Below are 24,106 nucleotides of genomic sequence, written 5' to 3'. Positions count from 1 at the left end.
CCCCATGGCGGCGGACAACTCACTCCGGCGCCAAGAGGGCTGATATGGACTGCTTGTTCTGCAAAATACTGCAAAAGGAAATTCCGGCGGGAATCATCTACGAAGACGACCAGGTGATTGCCTTTAACGATATTAACCCCCAGGCACCTTTTCATGCCCTGGTGATTCCGCGCCGGCATATCGCCACCCTGAATGATATTTCGACCGAGGATCGGGAGGTCGTCGGCCATATGGTCATGGTTGCCGCGAAGCTCGCCCAGCAGCAGGGATTCGCCAGCGATGGCTATCGTACGGTACTGAACTGCAACAACCACGGAGGCCAGACCGTTTACCATATCCACCTGCATGTACTGGGAGGCAAGGCCATGGGATGGCCACCTTACCAGGACAAACTCAAGACGCTCTGACACCCTTGCCAGCCCTGAACACCCAGAGGCTGTCCGGCCTTGCTGGCCGTAGCGAGAGCCAGGTGGTTCGCAGTAGGTTGAGCGTTCCCGGACAACCTAGTGTGCGTCGAGCGCGTCCTGTTCGCAGGTCAGGGCATAACGCATCTCGCCCACCTCGAAGGTTTCCACCAGCTCAATGCCCCTGCCCATGAGCTCTTTTGCCTGTGCCGCCTCGGCCACCTCAAACACCGCCAGGCGTGCGCCTTGCCAGGCCAACGGGCCCGCCGGCAGGCAGTTGACGTCCAGGAACAGAAACTCGGGTTTGAGCTGCTGCAACTGCAGGTCTTCGCTGTCGGGCCACTCGTCCTGCACAACACCGATACGCCAGCCCTGCTCCGCCGCCTGCTGCAGAATCGGGCGGTCATAACTGATCAGCACAACCTGATCCTGTACCGCCGCCAGCCCGGACGCTACCGTCTGCAGGAAATCGCGGCGACCGAAATGCTCGATGGAGCCGCGCTTGAGTTCGATAAAAAACACCACATCGGGAAACTGCTGCATCAACTGACGCAGACCGGACAGCGTAGCCAGGGACTCGCCCTGAAAGACCTCGCCAAACCGCGACGGATAATGGCAAGACAGCGCGACCAGCTCCGCGCGGTGCAACGCCTGTACGGTTCCCTCCTGGCCGCACAGGCGCCGGGTATCATCATCATGAAACACCACCGCAACCCGGTCGGCACTGAGCTGTATATCGACTTCTACAAACCGTGCGCCGGCATTAAGCGCCTCGCGCACGGCCAGTAGCGTATTTTCGGGATAGCGTGCGGCATAGCCACGGTGTGCGACCAGCCGATCAGACCAGGGACTGTCCATCATATGCGTACCTCTGTACCGTTATTGGATCAGTACAAATCAAAATTAGCGCGATTACTGCAACAGTAAGTTCGTAAAACACCGCCAGCAATGCGACCGCATGGGTGCTACTATATGCATCCTTACCCAGTTTAGTTCGACTGGCGTTAATTTATTCCGTTTGTGTGATTAATACGCCCTGCGGCCCCGGTTGTTCACCTGGTGTGATGACCCGCTCCGCGACCCCGCTGAAAACGGCCCTCCTGAGCTGCAAAACCCCGCTGTTTCCTGCGTTCGCGCTCGGGTTGTCCACGCCTTTATTTGTCACTTTTCGACACTGCAGATGCTATAGATATGACCACCGACAAAGCTTTTATCATCATTCTCGGTCTCCTGATCGGCCTGTCGCCACTGGCAATCGACATGTACCTGCCCAGCATGCCGGCCATCGCCAGCGGTCTTGATACCTCAACCGAACTGGTACAGCAGAGCCTGACCGTTTTCCTGATCGGTTTTTCCCTGCCGCAACTGATTTTTGGCCCCCTGTCCGATGCCATGGGCCGCCGTTTCGTCATTATTATCGGCGCACTTTTATTCATCCTGGGCAGCGTTTTCTGTGCCCTGGCCACCGATATCCACTGGCTGCTGATGGCCCGTGCGGTTCAGGCTGCAGGCGCTGCCGCCATGGCAGTCACCGTGCCTGCGCTGGTCAGGGACCGTTTTGCGGGCGCAGAATTTGCCCGCACCATGGGCGTTATCATGATGGTCATGGCCGTAGCCCCGTTAATCGCCCCGATGCTGGGCGCACTGGTACTGGTGGTCGGTGGCTGGCGGCTGATTTTCTGGGTACTGGTGCTGATCGCACTAATCGGCCTGGCCCTGTTTTACCGCAAGGTGGATGAAACCCTGGCAACCGCGCAGCGCACGCCGCTGCGACCGGCTGCCCTGGTTCGCAACTACGGCATGCTGCTGCGCGACCGCCATGCCCTGTTGCATATGCTCAGTGCGGGCTTCATGTTTGCCGGCATGATGGCATTTGTCGCCGCATCGCCCTTTGTCTATATCGAGCTGTTTGGCGTTGCCGAGCAATACTACGGCTTGCTGTTCAGCCTGAACATCATTGCCCTGATGGCACTCACGACCCTGGCCAACCGCTTTACCCACCTGAGTTCAAAGCGCGTGCTGCAAGTGACCTTTGCGCTGATCAGCCTGGTCTGTGGACTGCTGATCCTGCTCAGTACAGTCGCAGAGCCCCCACTGGCACTGATCGTGCTGGCTTCTGTGCTCTTTGTCGGCACCTACGGCATTATCAGTGCCCATACCCTGTCTGAAGTCATGAACCGCTTTGCCCGGATTTCGGGCAGCACCTCGGCGCTTGGCGGCGCCTTGCGCTTTGGCGTCGGCTCCCTCGGCGGGGCCGCGGTCGGACTCTTTCACAGTGGCACTTCGGTACCCATGACGTCGGTCATGGCGCTCTGCGGCATCCTGGCGGTTATCTCATTCCTCTGCGCCGGCAAACCCGCGGCTCAGCAGATAGATACCGCAGCACAGACCCTGGATGAAGCAGCCTGATACGGTCTCAGGAGGCCCCCGATGCCCCGACGCCCGCAAGGTTGCGCAGGACGTACTGCAGAATGCCGCCGTGGCGGTAATATTCCCACTCCACCGGCGTATCGATCCGCACCCTGACCCGGAAACAGGACTGGCTGCCATCCGGCGCCGTAGCCCTGACCTCCACATCGGTCGGCTGATCGTCAACCGTCTCGATATCAAACAGCGCCTCGGGATGCAGACCCAGACTCTGGGCTGACTCGCCATCCCGAAACTGCAGCGCCAGTATGCCAAAGCCCACCAGGTTGGAGCGGTGAATTCGTTCGAAGCTCTCGGCGATCACCGCAGCGATGCCCAGCAGCCGCGTGCCCTTGGCCGCCCAGTCCCGGCTGGAACCGGTGCCGTACTCCTTGCCCGCCAGTACCACCAGCGGTACCGCCTCCTGCTGGTAACGCATGGCCGCATCGAAGATGCTGAGCTGTTCACCGGAGGGGAAGTGTGTCGTCCAGCCGCCTTCGGTGCCGGGTGCCAGCTGATTGCGCAGGCGTATATTGGCAAAGGTACCGCGCATCATCACTTCGTGATTGCCACGCCTGGAACCGTAGCTGTTGAAATCGACCGGCTGTACGCCCAGCGCCTGCAGATACAGACCTGCCGGGCTGTCCGCCTTGATGGCGCCCGCCGGCGAGATATGGTCCGTGGTGATGGAGTCCCCTACCCGCACCAGGCAGCGTGCGCCCTTCACGGCCGGCGGCGCCACCGGCTGGGCGCTCATGCCATCGAAATATGGCGGATGCCTGATGTAGCTGGAATCAGGCCACTGGTAGGTCGTCCCCTGCGGCAGGGGCAGTGCCCGCCAGGAATCCGGCCCCTCGAACACATCGGCATAGCGACTTGTAAACATGTCCGCACTGATGCAGTTGCGTAACAGCGCCTGTATTTCCTGCTGCTCGGGCCAGATATCTTTCAGGTAAACAGAATTGCCTTTCCTGTCCTGCCCCAGTGGGTCCTGATACAAATCCACCGTCAGGCTTCCGGCCAGGGCATAGGCCACCACCAGCGGCGGCGACGCCAGGTAATTGGTTTTGATTTCCGGATGGATCCGCCCTTCAAAGTTGCGATTGCCCGACAGCACCGACGACACAATAAGGTTGCCATCGGCAATCGCCTGGCTGATTTGCGGACGCAAGGGCCCGGAGTTGCCGATGCAGGTGGTGCAGCCAAAGCCCACCAGGTTGAAGCCCAGCTCCTCCAGGGGCGCCATCAACCCCGCTGCCTGCAGATAGGCCGACACCACCTGGGAACCCGGTGCCAGCGAGGTTTTTACCCAGGGCTTGGTTTTCAAGCCCCGTTCCCGCGCCTTTTTGGCCACCAGCCCCGCCGCCAGCATCACCGCGGGGTTGGAGGTATTGGTGCAGGATGTAATGGCCGCGATGACCACGTCTCCGTGGCGCAACAGATGCTGCTCGGCATCCAGCTCAAAGGCAACTCCGCCATCCTGCATCGGTACCTGCGGGTCGACCGTGCCATGCTCCTGGCGCATCGCACTCATGAAGGCCCGCTTGGCATCGGTCAGGTCAACCCTGTCCTGGGGCCTTTTGGGGCCGGCAATGCTGGGCACCACCGACGCCAGATCGAGCTCCAGCACTTCGCTGTAATCAGGCTGCGCGCTGGTGCTGTCATGCCAGAGTCCCTGTTCCCGCGCGTAGGCCTCCACCAGCGCGCGCTGCTCGGCGCTGCGACCGGTCAGCTCCAGGTAGCGCAGGGTTTCGCTGTCGATGGGGAAGATACTGCAGGTGGCGCCATATTCCGGCGCCATGTTGGCAATGGTGGCCCGGTCCGCCAGTGGCAGTTCATTCAGGCCAGCGCCAAAGAATTCCACGAACTGGCCGACGACCCCGTGGCTGCGCAGTATTTCCGTCACGCGCAATACCAGGTCTGTGGCCGTGGCTCCTGCCGACAGGCGCCCATTCAAGCGTACGCCCAGCACCCTTGGCAACAGCATAGTGACCGGCTGCCCCAACATGGCGGCTTCGGCTTCGATGCCCCCCACACCCCAGCCCAGCACGCCCAGTCCGTTGATCATGGTCGTGTGGGAGTCGGTTCCCACCAGGGTGTCGGGGTAGGCCTGCTGCACGCCGCCACACTCTTTGGTCATGACAACCTGGGCCAGGTATTCGAGGTTAACCTGGTGCACGATGCCGGTGCCGGGCGGCACTACACGGAAATTGGCAAAGGCCTTTTGACCCCAGCGTAGAAACTGGTATCGCTCGGCATTGCGTTCAAACTCAATGCGGGTATTCAGGTCCAGTGCCTGGGTTGAACCGTAGTGGTCCACCATGACCGAGTGATCAATCACCAGGTCCACCGGTTGCAGCGGATTGATCAACTCAGGATCGCCCCCGAGCCGAACCATGGCATCGCGCATGGCAGCAAGATCCACAACTACGGGAACGCCGGTAAAGTCCTGCAGTACCACCCGTGCAGGCGTGAAGGCGATCTGGTCGCTACTGTCCGCAGCCGGGTTCCAGCGGCACAGCGCCTCTATGTCAGACGGCCGCACGTTCAGATCGTCTTCGAGGCGCAGCAGGTTCTCCAGCAATATTTTAAGGCTGTAGGGCAGGCGACTGATGCCATACTGCGCCTGCAGAGCATCCAGCCGATAAATTTCGTAGCTCTTGTCACCGACGTCCAGCTTGCCTTGCGCACCAAAGCTGTTGCTCATAACCGTTCCCCACATTGAGTCACTGACAGCCGCTGCACAGGGATCAGAGCGGCTCCGGGGGGCCCTTCAGCTCCAGGGTGTTGCCTTCCGGGTCCTGAATATAGAACGAGGGGCCCATGCCCTCGGCCCCATAGCGCGATTCAACGGCACCCACCTCGACATTCTCCGCAATCAGGTAGGCACGAATCGCCGTCGCGTCGAACGGCTCAAGCCGCAGGCACAGGTGGTCCATGTTGCGCCCCTCGGCGGCGGGAGCCCGGCCACCGGCGGCCCCCAGCTCACCGTCTACGGTAATCAGGTCGATCAGTGCCCGTCCTGCACGCAGCTGGTACAGCCCCAGGTCTTCCTTGACCCGTTCGAGTTCGCACCCGAGCACGCGGCAGTAGAAATCAAGCATAGGGTCAAGCCGCTGTACCCGTAGCACCAGATGGTCAATATCGCGAATTTGGATCATGCTTGTCCCGCCCTGACTGACACTCTGAATAGTAGCAGGCGCGCCAGCGGTCAGAGCACCAGACTCAGGGCAATTCCCCACATCACCAAACAGACGAGGCTGTCGAGCACCCGCCAGGCGCGCGGATCACGGAACAGCGGCGCGAGCTTGGGCGCACCCAGCCCCAGCGTTAAAAACCAGGCAAAAGACGCCAGCACCGCACCGGCGCCAAACCAGTTGCGCAAGCTGTCGCCGTACTGGGTTGCAATGCTGCCGAGCAGCACCACCGTATCCAGGTAGGCGTGGGGATTGAGCAGACTGACCGCCAGGGTTGTCAGCAGCGCCGACTTGAGGGAAACGGCACCACGACTGGCCATATCCAGCCCCGCCGGCTGCAGGGCACTGCGCAGGGCACGATAGCCGTAGTACGTCAGAAAGAGCGCACCGCCATAGCGCGCCAGCTCCAGCAATAACGGCGACTCGCTGATCAGCACCCCCATGCCCAGTACACCCAGGCAAATCAGCAGCGCATCACTGAGGCTGCACAGCAGCGCAATGGGCCAGTGATACTGGCGCCGCACGCCCTGGGCCAGCAAGAACGCGTTCTGCGCCCCTATGGCAATGATCAGACCGCCTCCGGTCACAAAACCCTGCAACATGACGCTGGACTGCAGTGCACTGTTCATAAAACTCGTTCCCGCTATCAGTGCCCGTGAGATACGGACCCGTTATAAGATGAGCGCGATATTGACCGCCGGAACCAAACAAGTAAAACTTATATTTTTTATAACAAATTAGCAGAGCTAATGATGCTGGATTATCGACAGGTTCAGGCGCTCGCCGCCGTCATTGAAGAACAGAGCTTCGAGCGAGCCGCCGCCTCGCTGCACATCACCCAGTCGGCGGTGTCACAGCGCCTCAAGCAACTTGAGGAACGCCTCGGCCAGGCTCTGGTGATTCGCTCCAGCCCGGTACGGGCCACACCGGCGGGCCAGCAGGTGCTCAAGCATTACCGCCAGGTCAGCCTGCTGCAAAAGGAACTGCTCAAGGAAGTTTACAGTGCCGAAGACAGCAGCTTTACCCGCCTGGCCCTGGGCCTGAATGCCGACAGCCTCAGCAGCTGGTTTCTGCCGGCGCTGCAACCACTGATGGAACAGGAGAAAATTCTGCTGGAATTAAAGGTCGATGACCAGGACCAGACCCACCACCTGCTGCGTACCGGCGAAGTGATCGGCTGCATCACCGCGAGTCCCCAGGCAATGCAGGGCTGCAACTGCATTCCACTGGGCGTCATGCCCTACCGCTGCCTCGTGGCACCCACCTATATCAAAGACCAGCTTGGTGGTGCCGTCACAGCCGAAGGCCTGCGCCAGGCACCTGCGGTGGAATACAACCACAAGGATGCCCTGCACTGTCGCTACCTGGAACGCTTCTATGGCCTCGCAGCCGGCGACTTTCCGCGCCACCGCGTGCCATCACCCGATGCCTTTATTGATCTGATCGTGCGCGGCTTTGGCGCCGGCATGGTACCGGATCAGCAGAGCCGCAGCTTTCTGGCCAGGGGCCTGGTGGTCGATCTTGCGCCTGGCAACTATCTGGCCGTGCCGCTGTACTGGCATGTCTGGAACCTGAAAACGCCGCTGGCAAGGCGCCTCACCGAAACCCTGTTGCGCGGAGCCGAAAAGCTGCTGGATCCGTTTTCTGCCCATCCCGTCCTGACCCACCCATAGGACGTCGAAACATGACCCAGGTCAGCCATCGCTGCCACGACCTGCATCATACTGGTCAGGCGATCATGTACCCGGCAACACCGACAGGAGCCTTTGCGCATGCTCAATACTGAAATGCCTCCGGCACAGCAACAGCTCGAGTTTTTTATCCGCCAGGCTCGCCAGGCGCGCCCTATCCGCACGGCGGTCGTACATCCGGTTGATCACAACGCCCTGACCGGCGCGCTCTGTGCCGCAGAGCAAGGCTTGATTGAACCGATTCTGGTCGGCCCCCGTGAACGCATCCAGGCCCTCGCCCGACAGGAGCAACTCTCACTGCACGACATCAAGATCATTGATGTGCCCCATAGCCATGCGGCGGCGGAAAAAGCCTGTGACCTGGCACGCGAAGGCCGTGTCGAGGCCCTGATGAAAGGCGCTTTGGCCACCTCGGAACTGTTGAGCGCTGTGCTTCACAAAACACTGGGCATCAGAACGGAACGCAGGCTCAGCCATGTTTTTGTTTTTGACATACCCAACTATCACAAGCCGCTCATCATTACCGATGCCGCCATTAACGTAGCGCCTGACCTGCTGGTGAAACGGGACATCGTGCAAAACGCCATCGATTTCTGCCAGGTGCTGGGCATAAAGTCGCCGCGCGTTGCCATCCTGGCGGCGGTAGAGAAAATAGTGCCGAGCATGCAAAGCACGCTGGATGCCGCGGCCCTGTGCAAGATGGCGGACCGGGGTCAGGTCACGGGCGGCCTGCTGGATGGCCCGCTGGCGTTTGACAATGCCATTTCCCGCCAAGCCGCGCTCGACAAGCATATAGACTCGCAGGTATCGGGCGAGGCCGACATCCTGTTGGCGCCCGACCTCGAGTCTGCCAATATGATTGCCAAGCAGCTGGTCTACCTGGCCGGTGCCGAGTCAGCCGGCATTGCCCTGGGTGCCCGGGTTCCCATCATCCTGACCAGCCGCTCGGACAACACCCTGACCCGCATGGCGTCCTGTGCCCTGGCCTCGCACATCGTGCATGAGCGTGCAGCCACAAGGGTTCCCTGAACCAGTACGAGCGAAAGGATCATCTTGAGCATGCAGTGTATTTTGGCGGTGAACGGCGGCTCTTCCAGCCTGAAGTGCGGCCTTTACGAACCCGCAACCGATGCAGCGCATCTGCGCTATCGCTTCCAGCTTGGCAATGCGCTGGGCACGCCAAGTCTGGAAATAACCGATGGACAGGGGCAGGAACTTGCACAACTGCAGCCTGACTTCAGCCAGATTGCCACCAGCCAGCGCCACCTGAGCGCGCTGGCGCTGGTACTGGACTGGATAGACGCCGAGCTGCCCGATGTCGAGATTCTGGCCGTGGGGCACCGGGTGGTGCACGGTGGCGAGCAGTTCTCGACGCCCAGACGGGTGGACGACGCCCTGATCGACAGCCTGCACCAGCTCAGTCCACTGGCGCCCCTGCACCAGCCCTACAACATCGAGCTGATTCAGGCCTGTCGTGCGCGTCTGCCCGGCACTGCGCAGCTTGCCTGTTTTGACACCATGTTTCATGTTGGACAGTCTGCACTTGAGCGCCGCTATGCCATCCCCGCACGCTTCACCGCGGACGGTATCCAGCGCTATGGCTTCCATGGCCTGTCCTATCAGTACATCCAGCGCCAGCTGGCCAGGCAGGGGCGAGGCATGGGGCACAGCCTGATCTGCCACTTTGGCTCCGGCGCCAGCATCTGTGCTGTGCGTGACGGCCGCTCGGTGGCCAGCAGCATGGGTTTTACCGCCCTCGACGGACTGCCCATGGGCAGCCGCTGCGGCAGTATCGACCCCAGCGTGCTGCTGTACCTGATGCGTCACTATGCGATGGATATCGATATGCTGGAGCAGATGCTGAACAAGCAAAGCGGCTGGCTGGGAGTGTCCGGGGTCAGCTCAGACATGCTCGAGCTGCACGCCAGCGACAAGCCCGAGGCCCAGGAGGCCATCGAGATGTTCTGCTATCGCGCAGCGCTGGAAATCGGCCGCCTCAGCGCCGCCATGCAGGGGCTGGATCGCATCGTCTTTACCGGCGGTGTTGGCGAGAACGACGCCGATATCCGCGCCCGCATACTGCAACGCCTGGCCTGGCTCGGTGTGGCGCTCGACCCCCGGGCGAACGAGAGCGGCGCCATGCTGATCAGCACGCCGGACAGCTCCATCGAGGTGCTGGTGATTCCGACTCACGAAGGTGCAATGATTGCCCAGCATTGCCACGAGATGCTGGGCCAGCCCGCTTAGCCCTCGCGGCGCTGACGCACGGCTTCGAACAGGCAGACCCCGGCGGCCACCGACACGTTCAGGCTGCTGACCTCGCCGGACATCGGAATCTTGACCAGGTGATCACAGTGCTCCCGGGTCAGGCGGCGCATGCCCTTGCCTTCCGCCCCCATGATCAGCGCCATGGGGCCGGTGAGGCTGGCATCATAAACCAGCTGCTGGGCTTCGCCTGCCGTGCCGGTAATCCAGATGCCGCGCTCCTGCAGCATCTGCAGGGTACGTGCAAGGTTGGTCACCTGCACATAGGGCACCACCTCGGCCGCACCACAGGCCACCTTGGACACGGTCGAGTTCAGCGGCGCTGACTTGTCCTTGGGGGCAATCACCGCCTGCACACCCGCCGCATCGGCGGTCCGCAGGCAGGCGCCCAGGTTGTGGGGGTCCGTGACACCGTCGAGTACCAGCAGAAAGGGTGCCGTCTCGAGCCCGTCCAGCAACTGGTCCAGAAAGGCCTCGTCCTTGGATAGAATCGGATCGCACAGTACCAGCACGCCCTGGTGAACACCGCCATCGGCCAGGCGGTCCAGCTCCTGGCGGCTGACCCGCTCGGGGCGCACATGCACCGGTGACGCCAGGTCGATCACCTGCTGGATGCGCTCGTCGTTACGCCCCTGCTGTACCAGCAGCCGCTTGATACGTTTGGAATCACGCTTGAGCGCCGTACGTACCGCGTGCTGACCGAACAGAATTTCGTCTTCCAATGGATGTGCTCCTGTACCCGGCTGAAAACCGGGATGCCGGGCGAGGATTCCAGATCCCGCGCGGGTTAATCGTGGGTGCACCCTGCTGTGGTGCCAGGTGCTGAATCAGGTGCCTGGGGCGATCTGCAATTGCCGCGACCTGCCTCTGGCAAGGCGTCAATCGCACAGATAAATCGAGGAACCTGACAGGGCGCACATTATCCCCAACTCGGCCCTAAAAACCCAGCGCCTGACGCTGATCGAAACAGTCCAGCGACACAATAGGATAGCGAGGCCTGCTAGGCGATCTCGTGACTGTAAGCGCCGTCCGCACCCTGGCTGTCATTCCAGCTGATGGCAAGGGTGCCTCCACCCGTGCCTCGAAAGCGAAAGCGCAGAAAGGGGTCGGCCGAGAGCGCGGGCGAAAGATCCGCGGTGAACACCTTCTCGCCCCGGTAACGCACGCTGAGTTCGCGAATAAAGACCGCCTGTGCGCTGTCAGCCACACAGCCGGCCTGCATGGCCATATCGTGCTGCAGAAACAGCCGTACCGTGATGATATCGTCCCTGACCGAGGTTTCGACTCTCACTGTGCCGCTCCGCCGTCAATGGCTACACCGCAGCCCGCAAGCACGACCTGCACCGGCTGAGCGTTTCTGAACAATTGCCCGTCCGACTCCACAACCACTGAAACCTCGCTCGACTGCGCCAGTCGAACACGGGCGGCGACCTCCGCCAGGGTATTGGGCCCGAACTCGAACAGCGCCGCCAGCGGACGCGGGTTTTCATGTACCAGCAGGGCCATCCTGGATACATTGGGCAAATGCGTCTGCGCCATCACCGGTACCAGGTCCCCGAGGTGCGCCGTCGTGGGCAGTTTCAGCTCAATTTCCAGCGCCATTACCGTATCACTGCGACCAAAGGTGGCGGTAAGCGCCGCATCCAGGGCCGCACTTTCGAAGGCCCGCGAGTTCCAACTGGCCTGCACGCGCAAAGGCGCCAGCAGGAACGCCGCCGCGGCGACTCCCAAACGTCCAACAAACAAGCGCCGTCGCATGGCAAGACTCCCTGCTGCATGATCCCAAAAGGCGAGGATACCTTAAAGGCCGGGACCAGACAGCCTTTGTGCTCTCAGTCTGCGAGCTGGCCAAATACACAAAGGCCGCTGAAATCAGCGGCCTTTGTCACAGCGACAGCAGGATCAGAGCGCAGCGAAAATGCTGTCGCGGATCTGGTCTACCGAGCCCACGCCCTGAATATAGACATAACGCGGTGCGCTGGCGGCATCCGCCTCGCCCCAGCTCTTGTAGTAGCTGATCAGCGGAGCGGTCTGCTCATCGTACACCTTGAGACGGGCACGTACGGTATCTTCCTGGTCGTCGGCACGCTGAATCAGGTCTTCACCGGTGACATCGTCCTTGCCTTCCACCTTGGGGGCATTGAACAGCAGGTGATAGGTACGACCCGAGCCCGGGTGTACGCGACGGCCACTCATGCGCTTGATGATTTCCTCGTTGTCGACATCGATTTCAATCACGGCATCGATCTGCACACCGGCCTCTTTCAGGGCGTCAGCCTGGGGGATGGTGCGCGGAAAACCGTCGAACAGGAAACCGTTGGCACAGTCTTCCTGCGTGATGCGTTCCTGAACCAGACCAATGATGATGTCATCGGACACCAGCTGACCGGCATCCATCACGGCCTTGGCCTTGATGCCTAGCGGTGTACCGGCCTTGACGGCAGCACGCAGCATGTCCCCGGTGGAGATCTGCGGAATGTTGAATTTCTCGGTCAGGTACTGTGCCTGTGTGCCCTTGCCGGCGCCGGGGGCGCCCAGAAGAATAATACGCATTGAAGGTTGGCTCCTACTCTTGTAATAACAAAAAACTAAAATTCTGTTTCGCGTGGCTGCGCAACCGTCAGCAACTCATAACCCGTGCTCTGGACAGTAACGAGTCCGGCACAGGGTCACAATGCGACATTAGCACTAACGCGCTGAGGAAAAAGCAGCGCAGCAGCCCCTAAAGCTGCTGTCTGCGGCGTTATAGGCACGCGATTTTTCGTCAGCACACGAGTCTTTTTCTGTACGTGCAGAGGGTGCCTGCGCGCAAAAGGGTATTGAGGGTAAGCTAAAAGCGGGGTTGTCATCAACCCCGCCAGTGGTCTGACCAAACATCAGCCCGTGTTGCGCATCCCCGCCGAGATACCGGACATTGTCACCATCAGCGCCCGCTCGAGCCTGGCATCGGGTTGAGTGCGGTCACGCAGCAGCAACTCGGCCTGCAGGAAATGCAGCGGATCGATATACGGATTGCGGACCTCGATGGACTGGCGAATCACCGGATTCTCGGCCAGCAACTGCGTCTGCTGCCGGATCTGTTTCACCAGCGCGACGCTGTTGCGAAGGCGCGTGCGCAGGCTTGAGCCCAGCACCCGCAGCTCTTCCGAGACCAGCCGTCCATCGTAGTAGGCTGCGATATCCGGATCACTCTTGGCCAGCACCATTTCCAGCATGTCGATATTGGCGCGAAAGAACGGCCAGTCGCGGTACATGCTGTGCAGCAGTGGCAACTGTTCGGACACGGCCTCCTGCAGTGCGCTGTCGGACCCGAGCCAGGCCGGCAGCATCAGACGCGTCTGCGTCCAGGCAAAGATCCAGGGAATGGCGCGCAGGCTCTCGATACCCCCATCGGTACGACGTTTTGCCGGCCGCGAGCCCAGGGGCAGCTTGGCGAGTTCCTGCTCCGGGGTCGCGGCGCGGAAATAGGGCACAAAGTGTTCATCTTCGCGCACCACCGCACGGTATTCCGTCAACCCTTTCAGGGCCATGCGCTCGATCTGGCTGCGCCACTGCGGTAATGGCCCCGGTGTCGGGTCCAGCGTGGCCTGTAGCACGGCGGCGGTGTACAGCTCCATATTGCGGATCGCGATTTCCGGTATGCCGAACTTGAATCGAATCATTTCGCCCTGTTCGGTGACCCGCAGACCATGGTCCACCGATCCCGGCGGCTGGGCCAGTATCGCGGTATGGCTCGGGCCACCGCCACGGGCCACGGTACCACCACGGCCGTGAAACAGTGTCAGGTGTACCTGATGCCGGCGACAGACAGCGGTGAGCTCTTCCTGGGCCTGGAACTGGCCCCAGGCAGCCGCCAGCTGACCGGCATCCTTGGCAGAGTCCGAGTAGCCAATCATCACTTCCTGCTGGCCCTGAATGTAGTCCTGGTACCAGTCCAGCGACAGCAATGCATCGATACAGCCATGAGCGCCCTGCAGATCCGACAGGGTCTCGAACAGCGGCACCACGCGCATGTTGTGCCCGATACCCGCCTCCTGCAGTAGCAGGATGACACTCAGAACATCCGAGGGCTGGCTGGCCATGGAAATCACATAGCTGCCAAGGGAGTTTTCCTGCGAGGCCGCTACCACCTTGCAGGTGTCCAGCACTTCCTGCACCAGTGCAGAGGGCTGCCAGGCCCTGGGCAGGAGCGGCCGCGGACTGTTCAGCTCAGCCAGCAAAAACTGCTGACGCTGCGCCTCGTCCCAGTCGCTGTAGCAGCCCAGTCCATAGAAAGCGGTCAGTTCATCAAACACACCGGCGTGGCGGTCGGCATTCTGGCGAATATCCAGTTTTACCAGTGTCATGCCAAAGCAGGCGATCCGCCTGATCATGTCCTGCAGACGGCCCTGTGCAATAATCTGCATGCCGCAGTCCCTGAGCGACTGGTGACAGAGCAGCAACGGTTGCAGCAGCTCCTGCTCATGCAACAGGATGCCCCTGGCGGGCTCCGGGTTGCCATCGAGCTGCGCCTTGAGCCAGGCCTTGGTACGCCCCAGCGCTGCTCTCACCTCGCCGAGCAAGGCGCGGTAGGGTTCGGACTGCTCCCCGACCCGCTCCCGCAGGCTGGCATTGCACTGGCTCATCGACAACTCGGACCGCAGCTGATCGATATCCCGGTAATACAGATCCGTGGCCATCCAGCGCGACAGCAGCAGCACTTCGCGCGTCACCGCAGCGGTCACATTGGGATTGCCGTCGCGGTCGCCGCCCATCCAGGAGGAATAGCGCACCGGGCAGCAATCCAGTGGCAGCCCCTCTCCCAGTACTTCCTGCAGCTGTTCATCAAGGCTGCGCAGAAACTTGGGCACCGCCTGCCAAAGGGAGTTTTCGATCACGGCAAAGCCCCACTTGGCCTCCTCTACCGGTGTCGGCCGCTGCTGGCGAATCTCATCGGTGTGCCAGATCTGGCTGACCAGCTCGCGCAGGCGGTGCTGTACCTTTTCCCCCCGATCATTGCGCTTGAGGCAATCGGCGATATCATCGAATTTCTGAATCAGTGTGCGACGGTTAACTTCCGTTGGGTGCGCGGTCAGTACCAGATCCACACTCAGCTTGCCAAGACCATCGGCGATCTCGCGCACGCTAAAGCCGCGATCACTGAGGCGCAGAAAAAGCTGGCTCAGCGATGCCGGCGCATCCTTGCCACTGTCTTCCAGGCGTCGGCGCACGCGATGGTGCTCTTCGGCAATATTGGCCAGGTTAAGGAACTGGGTGAAGGCCCTGGCTACGGGCAGCACTTCGTCTTCATTCAGCTCGCCCAGGGCACTGAGCAACTCATGGTATTCGCTGTTGTCTTCCAGCCGCCCGGCCTTGGCCAGCTTGCGGATGCGCTCTACCTTTTGCAGAAAAGCCTCGCCAAGCTGGGTCTCTATAGTCTGCCCCAGGCAGTCCCCCAGCATTCGGACATCATCGCGCAACGCTTCGTGCAGATCAGCCATCCACTCTCTCCCCTAGATGAAAATCAGCCGGGCATAACGCCCGGGCCCAGTGACATCGACTCTTCGAGCATAATGGATTCGTGACCCCGAAGGTAAACGGAAAACACTGTTTTTGAGAAATTTTTGAGTAAATTCTACAAATTTGTGCAGTGCAGGCCCAAAAAATCAAACAACAGCAGCAGGCCCCGAAGCCTGTAACATTGAAGATTGCTGCAAGCGCAGCAGACGGGCGCCGGAAAGCGGATTAGGTATGGTACATGGATCTGGCGCGGCTCAAAGCCCCCGCACCTTGGCCTCGTTCCAGAAAGCATCCAGTTCATCGAGGCTGAAGCTGTCCCAGTCGCGGCCCGATGCCGTTACGGCGTCTTCGATATGCGCAAATCGACGTACAAACTTGGCATTGGTACTGCGCACGGCGGTCTCGGGGTCCACGCCCAGGTGCCGGGCCAGGTTGACCTGGGCAAACAGCAGATCGCCCATCTCGTCGGTAATTTCATCCTGGGCACCCCGGGCGATGGCCTCGCGCAACTCGCCGATCTCTTCTTCGATCTTGTCGAGCACCAGCAGCGGATCATTCCAGTCAAAGCCGACGCCCGAGGCCCGCTTTTGCAGCTTCAGCGCCCGGCTCAGGCCCGGCAGCGCTGCCGGTATATCATCCAGCACACCCGGACTGGCCTTGCCCTCACGCTCTTCCTGCTTGATCAGTTCCCAGGTGGCACTGACCTGCTGCTCGCTGCGTTGCATGTCGCCGGCACGGGACGCGAGCGTACCGGCCGGAAAAACATGGGGGTGGCGCCGGAGCAGTTTGCGCACCAGGTTGTCGACGATGGCGGCGAAGTCGAAGTGACCACTTTCATCGCCGAGCCGGGCGTAGAAAATCACCTGAAACAGCAGATCGCCCAGCTCGTCCTTCAGGTGCGGCCAGTCCTGCCGCTCAATGGTATCGGCCACTTCATAGGCCTCTTCCAGGGTATGCCGCACGATGCTGGCAAAGTCCTGCTTGAGATCCCAGGGGCAGCCGTCCACGGGGTCGCGCAGGCGCGCCATCAGGGTGAGCAAATCGTCCAGGTCGTATGTAGCCATCCGCGCTCCCTGTCCAGCCTGTTGTCAGGCAGTCCCGCTGCGCTGACGGTGCACGTCAATCACATTGGGTATCTGGTTGATCTTGTCCATGATGCGACCGAGCAGTTCGAGGCGGGAAATTTCCACCGTGATCGTCAGGCGCGCCACATTGCTTTTGCGGTCTGTCAGGGTATTGGCCGCCAGCACATTGAGGCTGCTGTTGGCCAGCTCCATCATGATGTCACGCAGCAGGCCCGAGCGGTCGTAGGCCTCGATGAAGATATCCACAGGGTAAGTGGCTTCGCCCTCTTCGCCCCAGTCCACCTCGATCATGCGTTCGCGTTCGTGCTCACGCAACGCCAGGGCGTTGCTGCAGTCCTCGCGATGCACCGACACCCCCCGGCCCTGGGTGATATAACCGACGATCTGATCCCCCGGCACCGGCTTGCAGCAGGTTGCCATCTTGGTCAGCAGGTTGCCCACACCCCGAATACGGATGCTGTCGTCGCCCGTCACCCTGGCGTTACTGACCGTCGGCAGGGCCAGGTCGAGCTGCTCGTCGACGTGGTCGACCTCGACCTGGCGCTGCGCTGCATTGATGATCTGGGACAGGCGCAAATCACCGGCACCCAGCCCTGCGAACATGTCATCCGCCTGGCGGTAGCTCAGCTCCCGGGCGATCTGCTCCAGGTTGATTTCCCGGATATCCAGTGCCAGGCGCTTGAACTCCCGCTCGACGATATGGCGGCCAGCGTCGGCATTCTGATCCCGCGCCTGCTCCTTGAACCAGTGCGCGATCTTGGCCCGGGCCCTGGAGGTGGTGACATACCCCAGGTTGGTATTGAGCCAGTCCCGCCGCGGCCGCTCTTCGTTGGCGGTCATGATCTCGACCTGATCGCCGGTTTTCAGCGCCCGCGTCAGGGGAATAATGCGGCCGTTGACCTTGGCGCCACGACAGCGATGGCCGATCTCGGTATGCACACGGTAGGCAAAATCCAGCGCCGTGGCACCGTGGGGGAGGTCCAGTACATGCCCTTCGGGCGTAAAGACGTAGACCCGGTCCTGGGTGACATCGCCGCGCAGCATGTCACCGAAGGCTTCGCTCTGCCCCAGGTCGTCGTGCCATTCGAGCACCTGGCGCAGCCAGGCAATCTTGTCCTCGTAGGACGAACTGCGACTGTTGATGTCGGTGCCCTTGTACAGGTGATGGGCACAGACCCCGAGCTCGGCTTCATCGTGCATCGCCTGGGTTCGGATCTGAATTTCCAGCACCTTGCCTTCCGGGCCTATGACTGCCGTATGCAGGGAACGGTAGCCATTGGGCTTGGGGGACGCGATGTAGTCATCGAACTCGTGGGGAATGTTGCGCCACAGGCCATGCACGATACCGAGCGCGGTGTAGCAGTCGCGGGTTTCCGGCACCAGAATACGCACCGCCCGGACATCGTAGACCTGGCTGAACTCGATGTTCTTGCGCTGCATTTTGCGCCAGATGCTGTAGATGTGCTTGGCCCGGCCCATGACCTGACCGTGAATATTGACGGCCGCCAGATCCTGCTGGAGCTTGGCGACCACGGCATTGATAAACTCCTGCCGGTCCAGCCGTTTCTCATCCAGCAGTGTGGCGATATCCTTGTAATCGTTGGGTTTGAGGTATCGGAACGACAGATCCTCGAGCTCCCACTTGATATGCCCGATTCCCAGCCGGTGCGCCAGCGGGGCATAGATATCGAAAACTTCGCGGGCAACCAGGTAGCGCTTGCGGCGGGTACCGGTCTTGACGCCACGAATGGCGCAGGTACGCTCGGCAATCTTGATCAGTGCGACCCGCACATCATCGATCATCGCCACCAGCATCTTGCGAACGTTATCGACCTGGTTCACGCCGGTGCCGAGCACCGCTTCTTCAAAGCGGGGGTTCTTGCGGGTACCGATGGCGGCCATCTGCAGCACGCCATCAATCAGTTGCGCCGCCTCGGCGCCGAACTGCTCGCTCACCGTTTTGAGGTCGAGTTTATTCTCGCGCACCGCACGGTACAGAATGGCCGCCACCAGGGTCAGCGTATCCTGTTGCAACTCGGCCAGTATGCTGGCCATGTCCAGGCCTGTACGATAGCTTCCAAGGCTCTTCTTGGACCAGATATCGTCTTCACTCACGGCCTGGGCGCGCTGCTCGGAAGCCTTGGCCAGCTCGCAGGCCGCGCGTATCTGATTGAGATCGGTAATATCGACCTGCTGCTGCAGATTCAACAGCCACAAATCCAGATCCACGGTGCCATCCTCACGAATGGGATGATCTTCTCTGACTTTCACCATGGCAAAGCCACTCCTATATTGCTGGAACCGTCGACAGGATGCCGGGGGATAGTCCGCGCCCGTTCCGGTATCGCCGGTCTGCCATAATTCCGTTTTCTCTTATTCTTCTATAAGGCCTGACACCCACCTGCGGACGGTGCCCCCTGCCAACAAGCGGCACATTCTAGTCGTTATGACCCTTGTTCGCGAGCAAGTTCCAGACCCTGAAAACGCCGAGCCCGCGGTCTCCAGGCTCGATACGCCGAATCAGCAAGATCCGAGCCAGTATCACCCCTGGCTGTAGACGCCGGTCGACAGGTAACGGTCGCCCCTGTCGCAGATAATGCAGACGATCACGGCATTCTCCAGCTGTGCCGAGAGCCGCAGGGCGCCGGCCACCGCCCCGCCGGACGAGACGCCGCAAAAGATGCCTTCCTGTCGCGCCAGCGCCCGCATGCAGTCTTCCGCTTCACGCTGCTCGATATCCAGCACCTGGTCCACCCGCGCAGGGTCGAAGATCTTCGGCAGGTAAGCCTGGGGCCAACGCCGGATACCCGGAATCTGCGAGCCATCACTGGGTTGCAAGCCCACCACCTGAATCTGCGGGTTTTGCTCTTTCAGGTAGCGCGACGTGCCCATAATGGTGCCCGTGGTACCCATGGAGGAGACAAAATGGGTCACGCGCCCATGGGACTGCTGCCAGATTTCCGGCCCGGTGCCCAGGTAGTGCGCATCGGGGTTGTCCAGGTTGGCAAACTGATCCAGCACCCGCCCCTTGCCCGCCGCTTCCATCTGCTCGGCCAGGTCACGCGCGCCTTCCATGCCCTGCTCCGCCGTCACCGTTATTAGCTCGGCGCCGTAGGCGGTCATGGAGGACTTGCGCTCGGCACTGGAATTGTCCGGCATGATCAGTATCAGCTTGTAGCCCTTGATGGCAGCGGCCATCGCCAGGGCGATACCGGTGTTGCCGGAAGTCGCCTCGATCAGGGTATCGCCTGGACGAATGTCACCACGGGCTTGCGCTTGCTGGATCATGGCCAGCGCCGGGCGATCCTTTACCGAGCCCGCCGGGTTGTTGCCCTCGAGCTTGCACAGAATAATGTTGGACGTCTGGCCCGGCAGGCGCTGCAACTGCACCAGCGGTGTTTTGCCAATGTAGTGCTCGATGGTGGGAAATTCTGAAGTCATGTCTGTCACCGGTGACTAGTACGTAATTTGACGAAACAGGGAAGCCCGGTCGGCAAACCGGGACCCGATAGTCCTTAGCGGTCCTGCTCGGCCACCACGAAGGCGACCACCCATTGTTGCTCATCACTGTAGGACAGGTGCAGCCGGCTGATGCCCAGCTCCAGTGCTCGCACCTGTGCGCCACCGCTGAGCTGCAAACAGGGTTTGCCCAGGGTATCGTGCCTGACCTCCAGGTGCTGCCAGCTCACGCCACGGCCAATACCCGTTCCCAGCGCCTTGACCGCCGCTTCCTTGGCGGCAAAACGCTTGGCCAGATAGCGTGCCTGGTCCCGGCTGGCGGCAAAGCCCACCCGCTCCTCGGGCCTGAGGATCCGCTCGGCCAGACGCGGCGTGCGGGCAAGCGCTGCAGCGATGCGATCGATCTGCACCAGGTCGGTACCGATACCTGCGATCATCGGCTCAGCGCGTCCCGCTGCGGTTGCACCCGCGCCTGGGTTTCGAGTATCAGCCGGCGCATTTCTGCAACCGCATCCTTCAAACCGACGAAAAGTGCCCGAGCGATCAGGCCATGGCCGATATTCAGCTCGTTCAGTTCGGGGATTTCGGCGATCTGCTCGACGTTATGGTAATGCAGCCCGTGGCCGGCATTCACGATCAGCCCCTGCTCCCAGGCATAGCGGGCAGCGTCCCGGATGCGCTCCAGCTCGGCACGCTGCGCCTGCGCCGTGGTCGCATCGGCATAGGCGCCGGTGTGCAGCTCGATCACAGGCGCACCACAGCGCACGGTGGCGTCGATCTGGGTGCGGTCGGGATCGATAAACAGCGACACTTCGATACCGGCTGCCGCCAGACGATCACAGGCCGCCTTCATTTTGGCTTCCTGCCCGGCCACATCGAGGCCGCCCTCGGTGGTGAGCTCTTCACGCTTCTCCGGCACCAGACAGCTGTGGGCCGGACGAATCTCCTCGGCGAAGGCCAGCATTGCGTCGGTGACCGCCATTTCGAGGTTCATGCGCGTCTGCAGCGTTTCCTTCAGCAGGCGGACATCGCGCTCCTGAATATGACGCAGGTCTTCGCGCAGATGCACCGTTATGCCATCGGCACCGGCCTCTTCGGCCAGCATGGCGGCCTGTACGGGATCGGGGTAACGGGTGCCCCTGGCCTGGCGCAGGGTCGCGATATGATCGATGTTGACTCCCAGCAACAAACGGCTTGGCTCAATCACAGATATCTCCTTTTACTCAAGAGTGTCCGGCACTGATGCCCGCAGGCACGGCAGGACGCTGAAATAGTTCGCGGCTTCTCAACGCCTTGCCACCGAGCAGCTGGTCCAGCGCCAGGCGCATCAGCCGCTTGGCCGCACGACGCGTCCGGGGGTCTGAATAATCATCTTCGCCAATGGCCAGCAACTGCTGACCACCGAAACAGCGCTGCCGCTCGGTCGAGGGGTTGAGAACAACGGGCTGAAAACCGCCCTGGGGCTGCAGCAGGTACAGCGCCTGAGCGTCCAGACCACTCAGTTCAAGCGCATAACCGACTTCGCTCAGCAGACGGCGTTCGAAGGTACGCAGCGCGCCCTCGATATCCTGCCCCAGGAGCAGCTCGTTCAGGGCGTACTGGTAATAGACATACAGCTGCGGGTGGGGGTCGACCGGCTGCAGCAGGCGCTGCAACAGCTCATTCAGGTAGAGGCCGCACAACAGCGCCCTGCCCTGCAGAAAGACGGGGGGGGCAACCGCCTCGGCCTGGCTGAGGGTTTTCAGTTCACTGCGCCCGGACCAGCTCAACTGCAGCGGCACGAAGCACTGAATACTGGCACGGGAGCGGGAACCGGGGCGGCGCGCGCCCCGGGCAACCAGGCTGACCTTGCCGTATTCCAGCGTAAAGCAGTCCACCAGCAGGCTGGTGTCGCGGTAGGGACGGGCATGCAGCACATAAGCGGCCTGCCCATCGAGGCGATAGTCCATCAGAAACGCTCGATCTTCATGCCAGGCCCCGGATCAGGGTATGCAACGGCCACGCGCGGCGGTATGCGGCTCACCGCAGACCTGAAAGGCTCAGTCGTCATACCCAAGGCTGCGCAGCGCCCGGTCGTCGTCGGCCCAGCCCTTGCGTACCTTGACCCAAAGATTGAGCATGACCTTGCTGTCGAACATGCGTTCCATGTCGAGCCTTGCATCGCGGCCGATGATTTTCATGCGCGCCCCCTTGTCGCCGATCACGATGCGCTTCTGGCCTTCGCGCTCGACCAGAATCAGCGCGCTGATCGTCAGCAGGCCGTATTCATCCTGCACGAACTGCTCGATCTCGACCGTGGTACCGTAGGGAATTTCTTCGCCGAGGTTACGCATCAGCTTCTCGCGCACCAGCTCGGCGGCCACAAAACGCGAGCTGCGGTTGGTGATCTGGTCTTCCGGGTAGTAGTGCTCGCCGGCAGGCATGTGCTGTGCCACCAGCTCTTCCAGGCGGGGCACGTTGTGCCCGTTCTTGGCGGAGATGGGAATCACCTCGGCAAACTCCCGCTTGGCGGTAATCACTTCAAGGTGCGGCAACAGTTCGGCCTTGTCCTTGAGCTGGTCCACCTTGTTGATTACCAGCACTACAGGACAGGGAACCCAGGTAAGCTTTTCCAGCACCAGGTCGTCTTCATCGGTCCAGGCTGTACGGTCTACCACGAACACCACCAGGTCGACGTCGCGCACCGCATCGGCAGCGGTCTTGTTCATGTACCGGTTCAGCGCCTTGCCCTGCTCCCGGTGCAGCCCCGGCGTATCGACGTAGATAACCTGCAGATCCTCGTCGGTCTTGATACCCAGAATCTGGTGACGCGTGGTCTGGGGCTTGCGCGAAGTGATGCTCAGCTTCTGGCCCAGAATATGGTTCAGCAGCGTGGATTTCCCCACGTTTGGGCGCCCGACAATCGCCACAAAACCGCAGCGCTGATCACCGTCGTAGGACTCGGAGCCCTGCACGCCGGGAATGTCCGGCATGTCCGGCATGTCCGGCATGTCAAATTCGTCGCTCATTCGCCCTTCTCCACCTGCAAGCCCACCAGCGCCAACCTGGCCGCTTCCTGTTCCGCCTGGCGACGGCTGTTGCCCACGCCTTCACTCGCCACGCTTAGACCGGCCACATGACAGCGTATAAAAAACGTCTGCGAATGCGCTTCCCCATCCACGGCTACCAGCTCGTAGTCCGGCAAGGCCAGGCGCCGCGACTGAAGGTACTCCTGCAGTCGGGTCTTGGCATCCTTGAGGGATTCGTTCAGGTCCAGCTCATGCAGGCGCTCCTTGAACCAGCCATGAATGAAGCCTCGGCAGGTTTCCAGATCGCTGTCCAGATAAATGGCCCCTATCACCGCCTCGGTGGCGTCGGCCAGGATGGAGTCACGGCGAAAACCACCGCTTTTCAGCTCGCCGGACCCCAGGCGCAGGTAGTCACCCAGGTTCAGCTCACGGGCGATCTCAGCCAGGGTTTCACCCTTGACCAGCCGCGCCCGCAGTCGGCTTAACTGGCCTTCGCGCGCTTGGGGGAACTGCTGGAAGAGCGCATCGGCGATCACAAAGTTGACAATGGAATCTCCCAGAAACTCCAGCCGCTCGTTGTTGCGCTTGCCGCAGCTGCGGTGGGTGAGTGCAAGTTCCAGCAGGGATGGGTCGTTAAAGGCATAGCCCAGGCGTCGGCTAAGGTCTGCGGTCGGTTTGATCAAGGTTTTATGACTTCGTAATGCTCATTGAATTTAACCACGGCATCCACGTTATAAAACATCGGAACCCGCTCTTCGTAGACAAGATCAAAGTGGATCTTGCCGTCTATGTTCTCAATTTTCAGAAAATCGTCACGCGACAGTTCGGCACGCACCTGGTTGATGATGGAGCGATCATAGATCGTGCGCCGAATGGAACGAAATTCCTTTGATACCTGGTCCTGATCGTTAATCACATTCTCGATTATGGATTTGACGGTCGCATGGTTCTTGTAGGGCGTGAACAGCTTAAAGCCCACCGCCAAAAAAATGCCGATTACAACCATGCCCATCAGGATGGAAACAAAAGACGCACCCTGTTCCTTGCTTGCAGCTTTGATCATGACAATCCCCTATTTACCAGAGCGGTGCA

Annotated in this window: 23 protein-coding genes; 5 read left to right on the top strand and 18 right to left on the bottom strand. The window is 61.0% G+C overall.

Going from position 1 to position 24,106, the window contains the following annotated elements; translation table 11 throughout:
• The first annotated feature begins 44 nt into the window (after window positions 1-44).
• On the top strand, window positions 45-407 hold the full coding sequence (locus KDW95_RS21800) for a histidine triad nucleotide-binding protein (RefSeq protein WP_255853866.1): 363 nt from the start codon (window positions 45-47) through the stop codon (window positions 405-407).
• Window positions 408-503: 96 nt separating this feature from the next.
• On the opposite strand, the gene KDW95_RS21795 is transcribed toward KDW95_RS21800, so the two are convergent.
• A complete protein-coding gene (locus tag KDW95_RS21795; protein ID WP_255853865.1) occupies window positions 504-1,265 on the bottom strand; it encodes a glycerophosphodiester phosphodiesterase family protein in 762 nt (253 codons plus the stop codon).
• 330 nt (window positions 1,266-1,595) lie between these two features.
• Here KDW95_RS21795 and KDW95_RS21790 point away from each other — a divergent pair, with 330 nt between their 5' ends.
• The gene (locus KDW95_RS21790) at window positions 1,596-2,813 is read left to right on the top strand and encodes a Bcr/CflA family multidrug efflux MFS transporter (RefSeq protein WP_255853864.1); all 1,218 of its coding nucleotides are present in this window, start codon (window positions 1,596-1,598) and stop codon (window positions 2,811-2,813) included.
• Window positions 2,814-2,820: 7 nt separating this feature from the next.
• Here KDW95_RS21790 and acnA read toward each other — a convergent pair whose 3' ends face one another.
• The 3 genes from acnA to KDW95_RS21775 are packed head-to-tail and all read right to left on the bottom strand — an operon-like array spanning window position 2,821 to window position 6,636.
• Complete coding sequence (gene acnA, locus KDW95_RS21785; RefSeq protein WP_255853863.1) at window positions 2,821-5,517, bottom strand: aconitate hydratase AcnA; 2,697 nt, start codon at window positions 5,515-5,517, stop codon at window positions 2,821-2,823.
• A gap of 43 nt (window positions 5,518-5,560) precedes the next feature.
• Window positions 5,561-5,971, bottom strand: a complete 411-nt coding sequence (locus tag KDW95_RS21780; RefSeq protein WP_255853862.1) for a VOC family protein — start codon at window positions 5,969-5,971, stop codon at window positions 5,561-5,563.
• Window positions 5,972-6,021: 50 nt separating this feature from the next.
• Window positions 6,022-6,636 carry a LysE/ArgO family amino acid transporter gene (locus KDW95_RS21775; RefSeq protein ID WP_255853861.1) on the bottom strand — a complete coding sequence of 205 codons (615 nt, stop codon included), beginning with the start codon at window positions 6,634-6,636 and terminating at the stop codon, window positions 6,022-6,024.
• A 120-nt stretch (window positions 6,637-6,756) separates the two neighbouring features.
• Here KDW95_RS21775 and KDW95_RS21770 point away from each other — a divergent pair, with 120 nt between their 5' ends.
• From KDW95_RS21770 to KDW95_RS21760, 3 genes are all read left to right on the top strand, one after another.
• Complete coding sequence (locus KDW95_RS21770; RefSeq protein WP_255853860.1) at window positions 6,757-7,680, top strand: LysR family transcriptional regulator ArgP; 924 nt, start codon at window positions 6,757-6,759, stop codon at window positions 7,678-7,680.
• A gap of 99 nt (window positions 7,681-7,779) precedes the next feature.
• Complete coding sequence (locus KDW95_RS21765) at window positions 7,780-8,727, top strand: bifunctional enoyl-CoA hydratase/phosphate acetyltransferase (RefSeq protein ID WP_255853859.1); 948 nt, start codon at window positions 7,780-7,782, stop codon at window positions 8,725-8,727.
• Window positions 8,728-8,757: 30 nt separating this feature from the next.
• Window positions 8,758-9,945 (top strand): acetate/propionate family kinase, encoded by a 1,188-nt coding sequence (locus tag KDW95_RS21760; protein WP_255853858.1) that lies wholly within the window; start codon window positions 8,758-8,760, stop codon window positions 9,943-9,945.
• On the opposite strand, the gene rlmB is transcribed toward KDW95_RS21760, so the two are convergent.
• The 14 genes from rlmB to KDW95_RS21690 form a co-directional block, all read right to left on the bottom strand.
• Window positions 9,942-10,685, bottom strand: a complete 744-nt coding sequence (rlmB, locus tag KDW95_RS21755) for a 23S rRNA (guanosine(2251)-2'-O)-methyltransferase RlmB (RefSeq protein ID WP_255853857.1) — start codon at window positions 10,683-10,685, stop codon at window positions 9,942-9,944. The genes KDW95_RS21760 and rlmB overlap by 4 nt on opposite strands.
• A gap of 278 nt (window positions 10,686-10,963) precedes the next feature.
• A complete protein-coding gene (locus KDW95_RS21750; protein WP_255853856.1) occupies window positions 10,964-11,254 on the bottom strand; it encodes a thiosulfate oxidation carrier complex protein SoxZ in 291 nt (96 codons plus the stop codon).
• Entirely contained in the window at window positions 11,251-11,721 is a 471-nt protein-coding gene (locus KDW95_RS21745) for a thiosulfate oxidation carrier protein SoxY (protein WP_255853855.1), read from the bottom strand. Before KDW95_RS21745 ends, KDW95_RS21750 begins: the two co-directional genes overlap by 4 nt.
• 144 nt (window positions 11,722-11,865) lie before the next feature.
• Window positions 11,866-12,516 carry an adenylate kinase gene (gene adk / locus KDW95_RS21740; RefSeq protein WP_255853854.1) on the bottom strand — a complete coding sequence of 217 codons (651 nt, stop codon included), beginning with the start codon at window positions 12,514-12,516 and terminating at the stop codon, window positions 11,866-11,868.
• A 323-nt stretch (window positions 12,517-12,839) separates the two neighbouring features.
• A complete protein-coding gene (gene ppc, locus KDW95_RS21735; RefSeq protein ID WP_255853853.1) occupies window positions 12,840-15,443 on the bottom strand; it encodes a phosphoenolpyruvate carboxylase in 2,604 nt (867 codons plus the stop codon).
• A gap of 273 nt (window positions 15,444-15,716) precedes the next feature.
• Entirely contained in the window at window positions 15,717-16,526 is an 810-nt protein-coding gene (mazG, locus tag KDW95_RS21730) for a nucleoside triphosphate pyrophosphohydrolase (RefSeq protein ID WP_255853852.1), read from the bottom strand.
• A 24-nt stretch (window positions 16,527-16,550) separates the two neighbouring features.
• On the bottom strand, window positions 16,551-18,821 hold the full coding sequence (relA, locus tag KDW95_RS21725; RefSeq protein WP_255853851.1) for a GTP diphosphokinase: 2,271 nt from the start codon (window positions 18,819-18,821) through the stop codon (window positions 16,551-16,553).
• Between the two features lie 267 nt (window positions 18,822-19,088).
• The gene (cysM, locus tag KDW95_RS21720; protein ID WP_255853850.1) at window positions 19,089-19,988 is read right to left on the bottom strand and encodes a cysteine synthase CysM; all 900 of its coding nucleotides are present in this window, start codon (window positions 19,986-19,988) and stop codon (window positions 19,089-19,091) included.
• Window positions 19,989-20,062: 74 nt separating this feature from the next.
• The gene (acpS, locus tag KDW95_RS21715) at window positions 20,063-20,443 is read right to left on the bottom strand and encodes a holo-ACP synthase (protein ID WP_255853849.1); all 381 of its coding nucleotides are present in this window, start codon (window positions 20,441-20,443) and stop codon (window positions 20,063-20,065) included.
• Window positions 20,440-21,213, bottom strand: a complete 774-nt coding sequence (gene pdxJ, locus KDW95_RS21710; RefSeq protein WP_370646648.1) for a pyridoxine 5'-phosphate synthase — start codon at window positions 21,211-21,213, stop codon at window positions 20,440-20,442. The genes acpS and pdxJ overlap by 4 nt, the downstream gene beginning before the upstream one ends.
• Window positions 21,214-21,229: 16 nt before the next feature.
• Window positions 21,230-21,955, bottom strand: coding sequence for a DNA repair protein RecO (recO, locus tag KDW95_RS21705; RefSeq protein WP_255853848.1), 726 nt, complete (start codon window positions 21,953-21,955; stop codon window positions 21,230-21,232).
• A 90-nt stretch (window positions 21,956-22,045) separates the two neighbouring features.
• Entirely contained in the window at window positions 22,046-22,978 is a 933-nt protein-coding gene (gene era / locus KDW95_RS21700) for a GTPase Era (RefSeq protein ID WP_255856550.1), read from the bottom strand.
• 32 nt (window positions 22,979-23,010) lie between these two features.
• On the bottom strand, window positions 23,011-23,697 hold the full coding sequence (gene rnc / locus KDW95_RS21695; protein ID WP_255853847.1) for a ribonuclease III: 687 nt from the start codon (window positions 23,695-23,697) through the stop codon (window positions 23,011-23,013).
• Entirely contained in the window at window positions 23,694-24,077 is a 384-nt protein-coding gene (locus KDW95_RS21690; protein ID WP_255853846.1) for a DUF4845 domain-containing protein, read from the bottom strand. The genes rnc and KDW95_RS21690 overlap by 4 nt, the downstream gene beginning before the upstream one ends.
• Window positions 24,078-24,106: the final 29 nt, after the last annotated feature.

The organism is Marinobacterium rhizophilum, assembly GCF_024397915.1.
Classification (GTDB): Bacteria; Pseudomonadota; Gammaproteobacteria; order Pseudomonadales; family Balneatricaceae; genus Marinobacterium_A; species Marinobacterium_A rhizophilum_A.
Note: the sequence above shows the minus strand (reverse complement) of the source record. Positions and strands in the feature narration are given on the sequence as shown.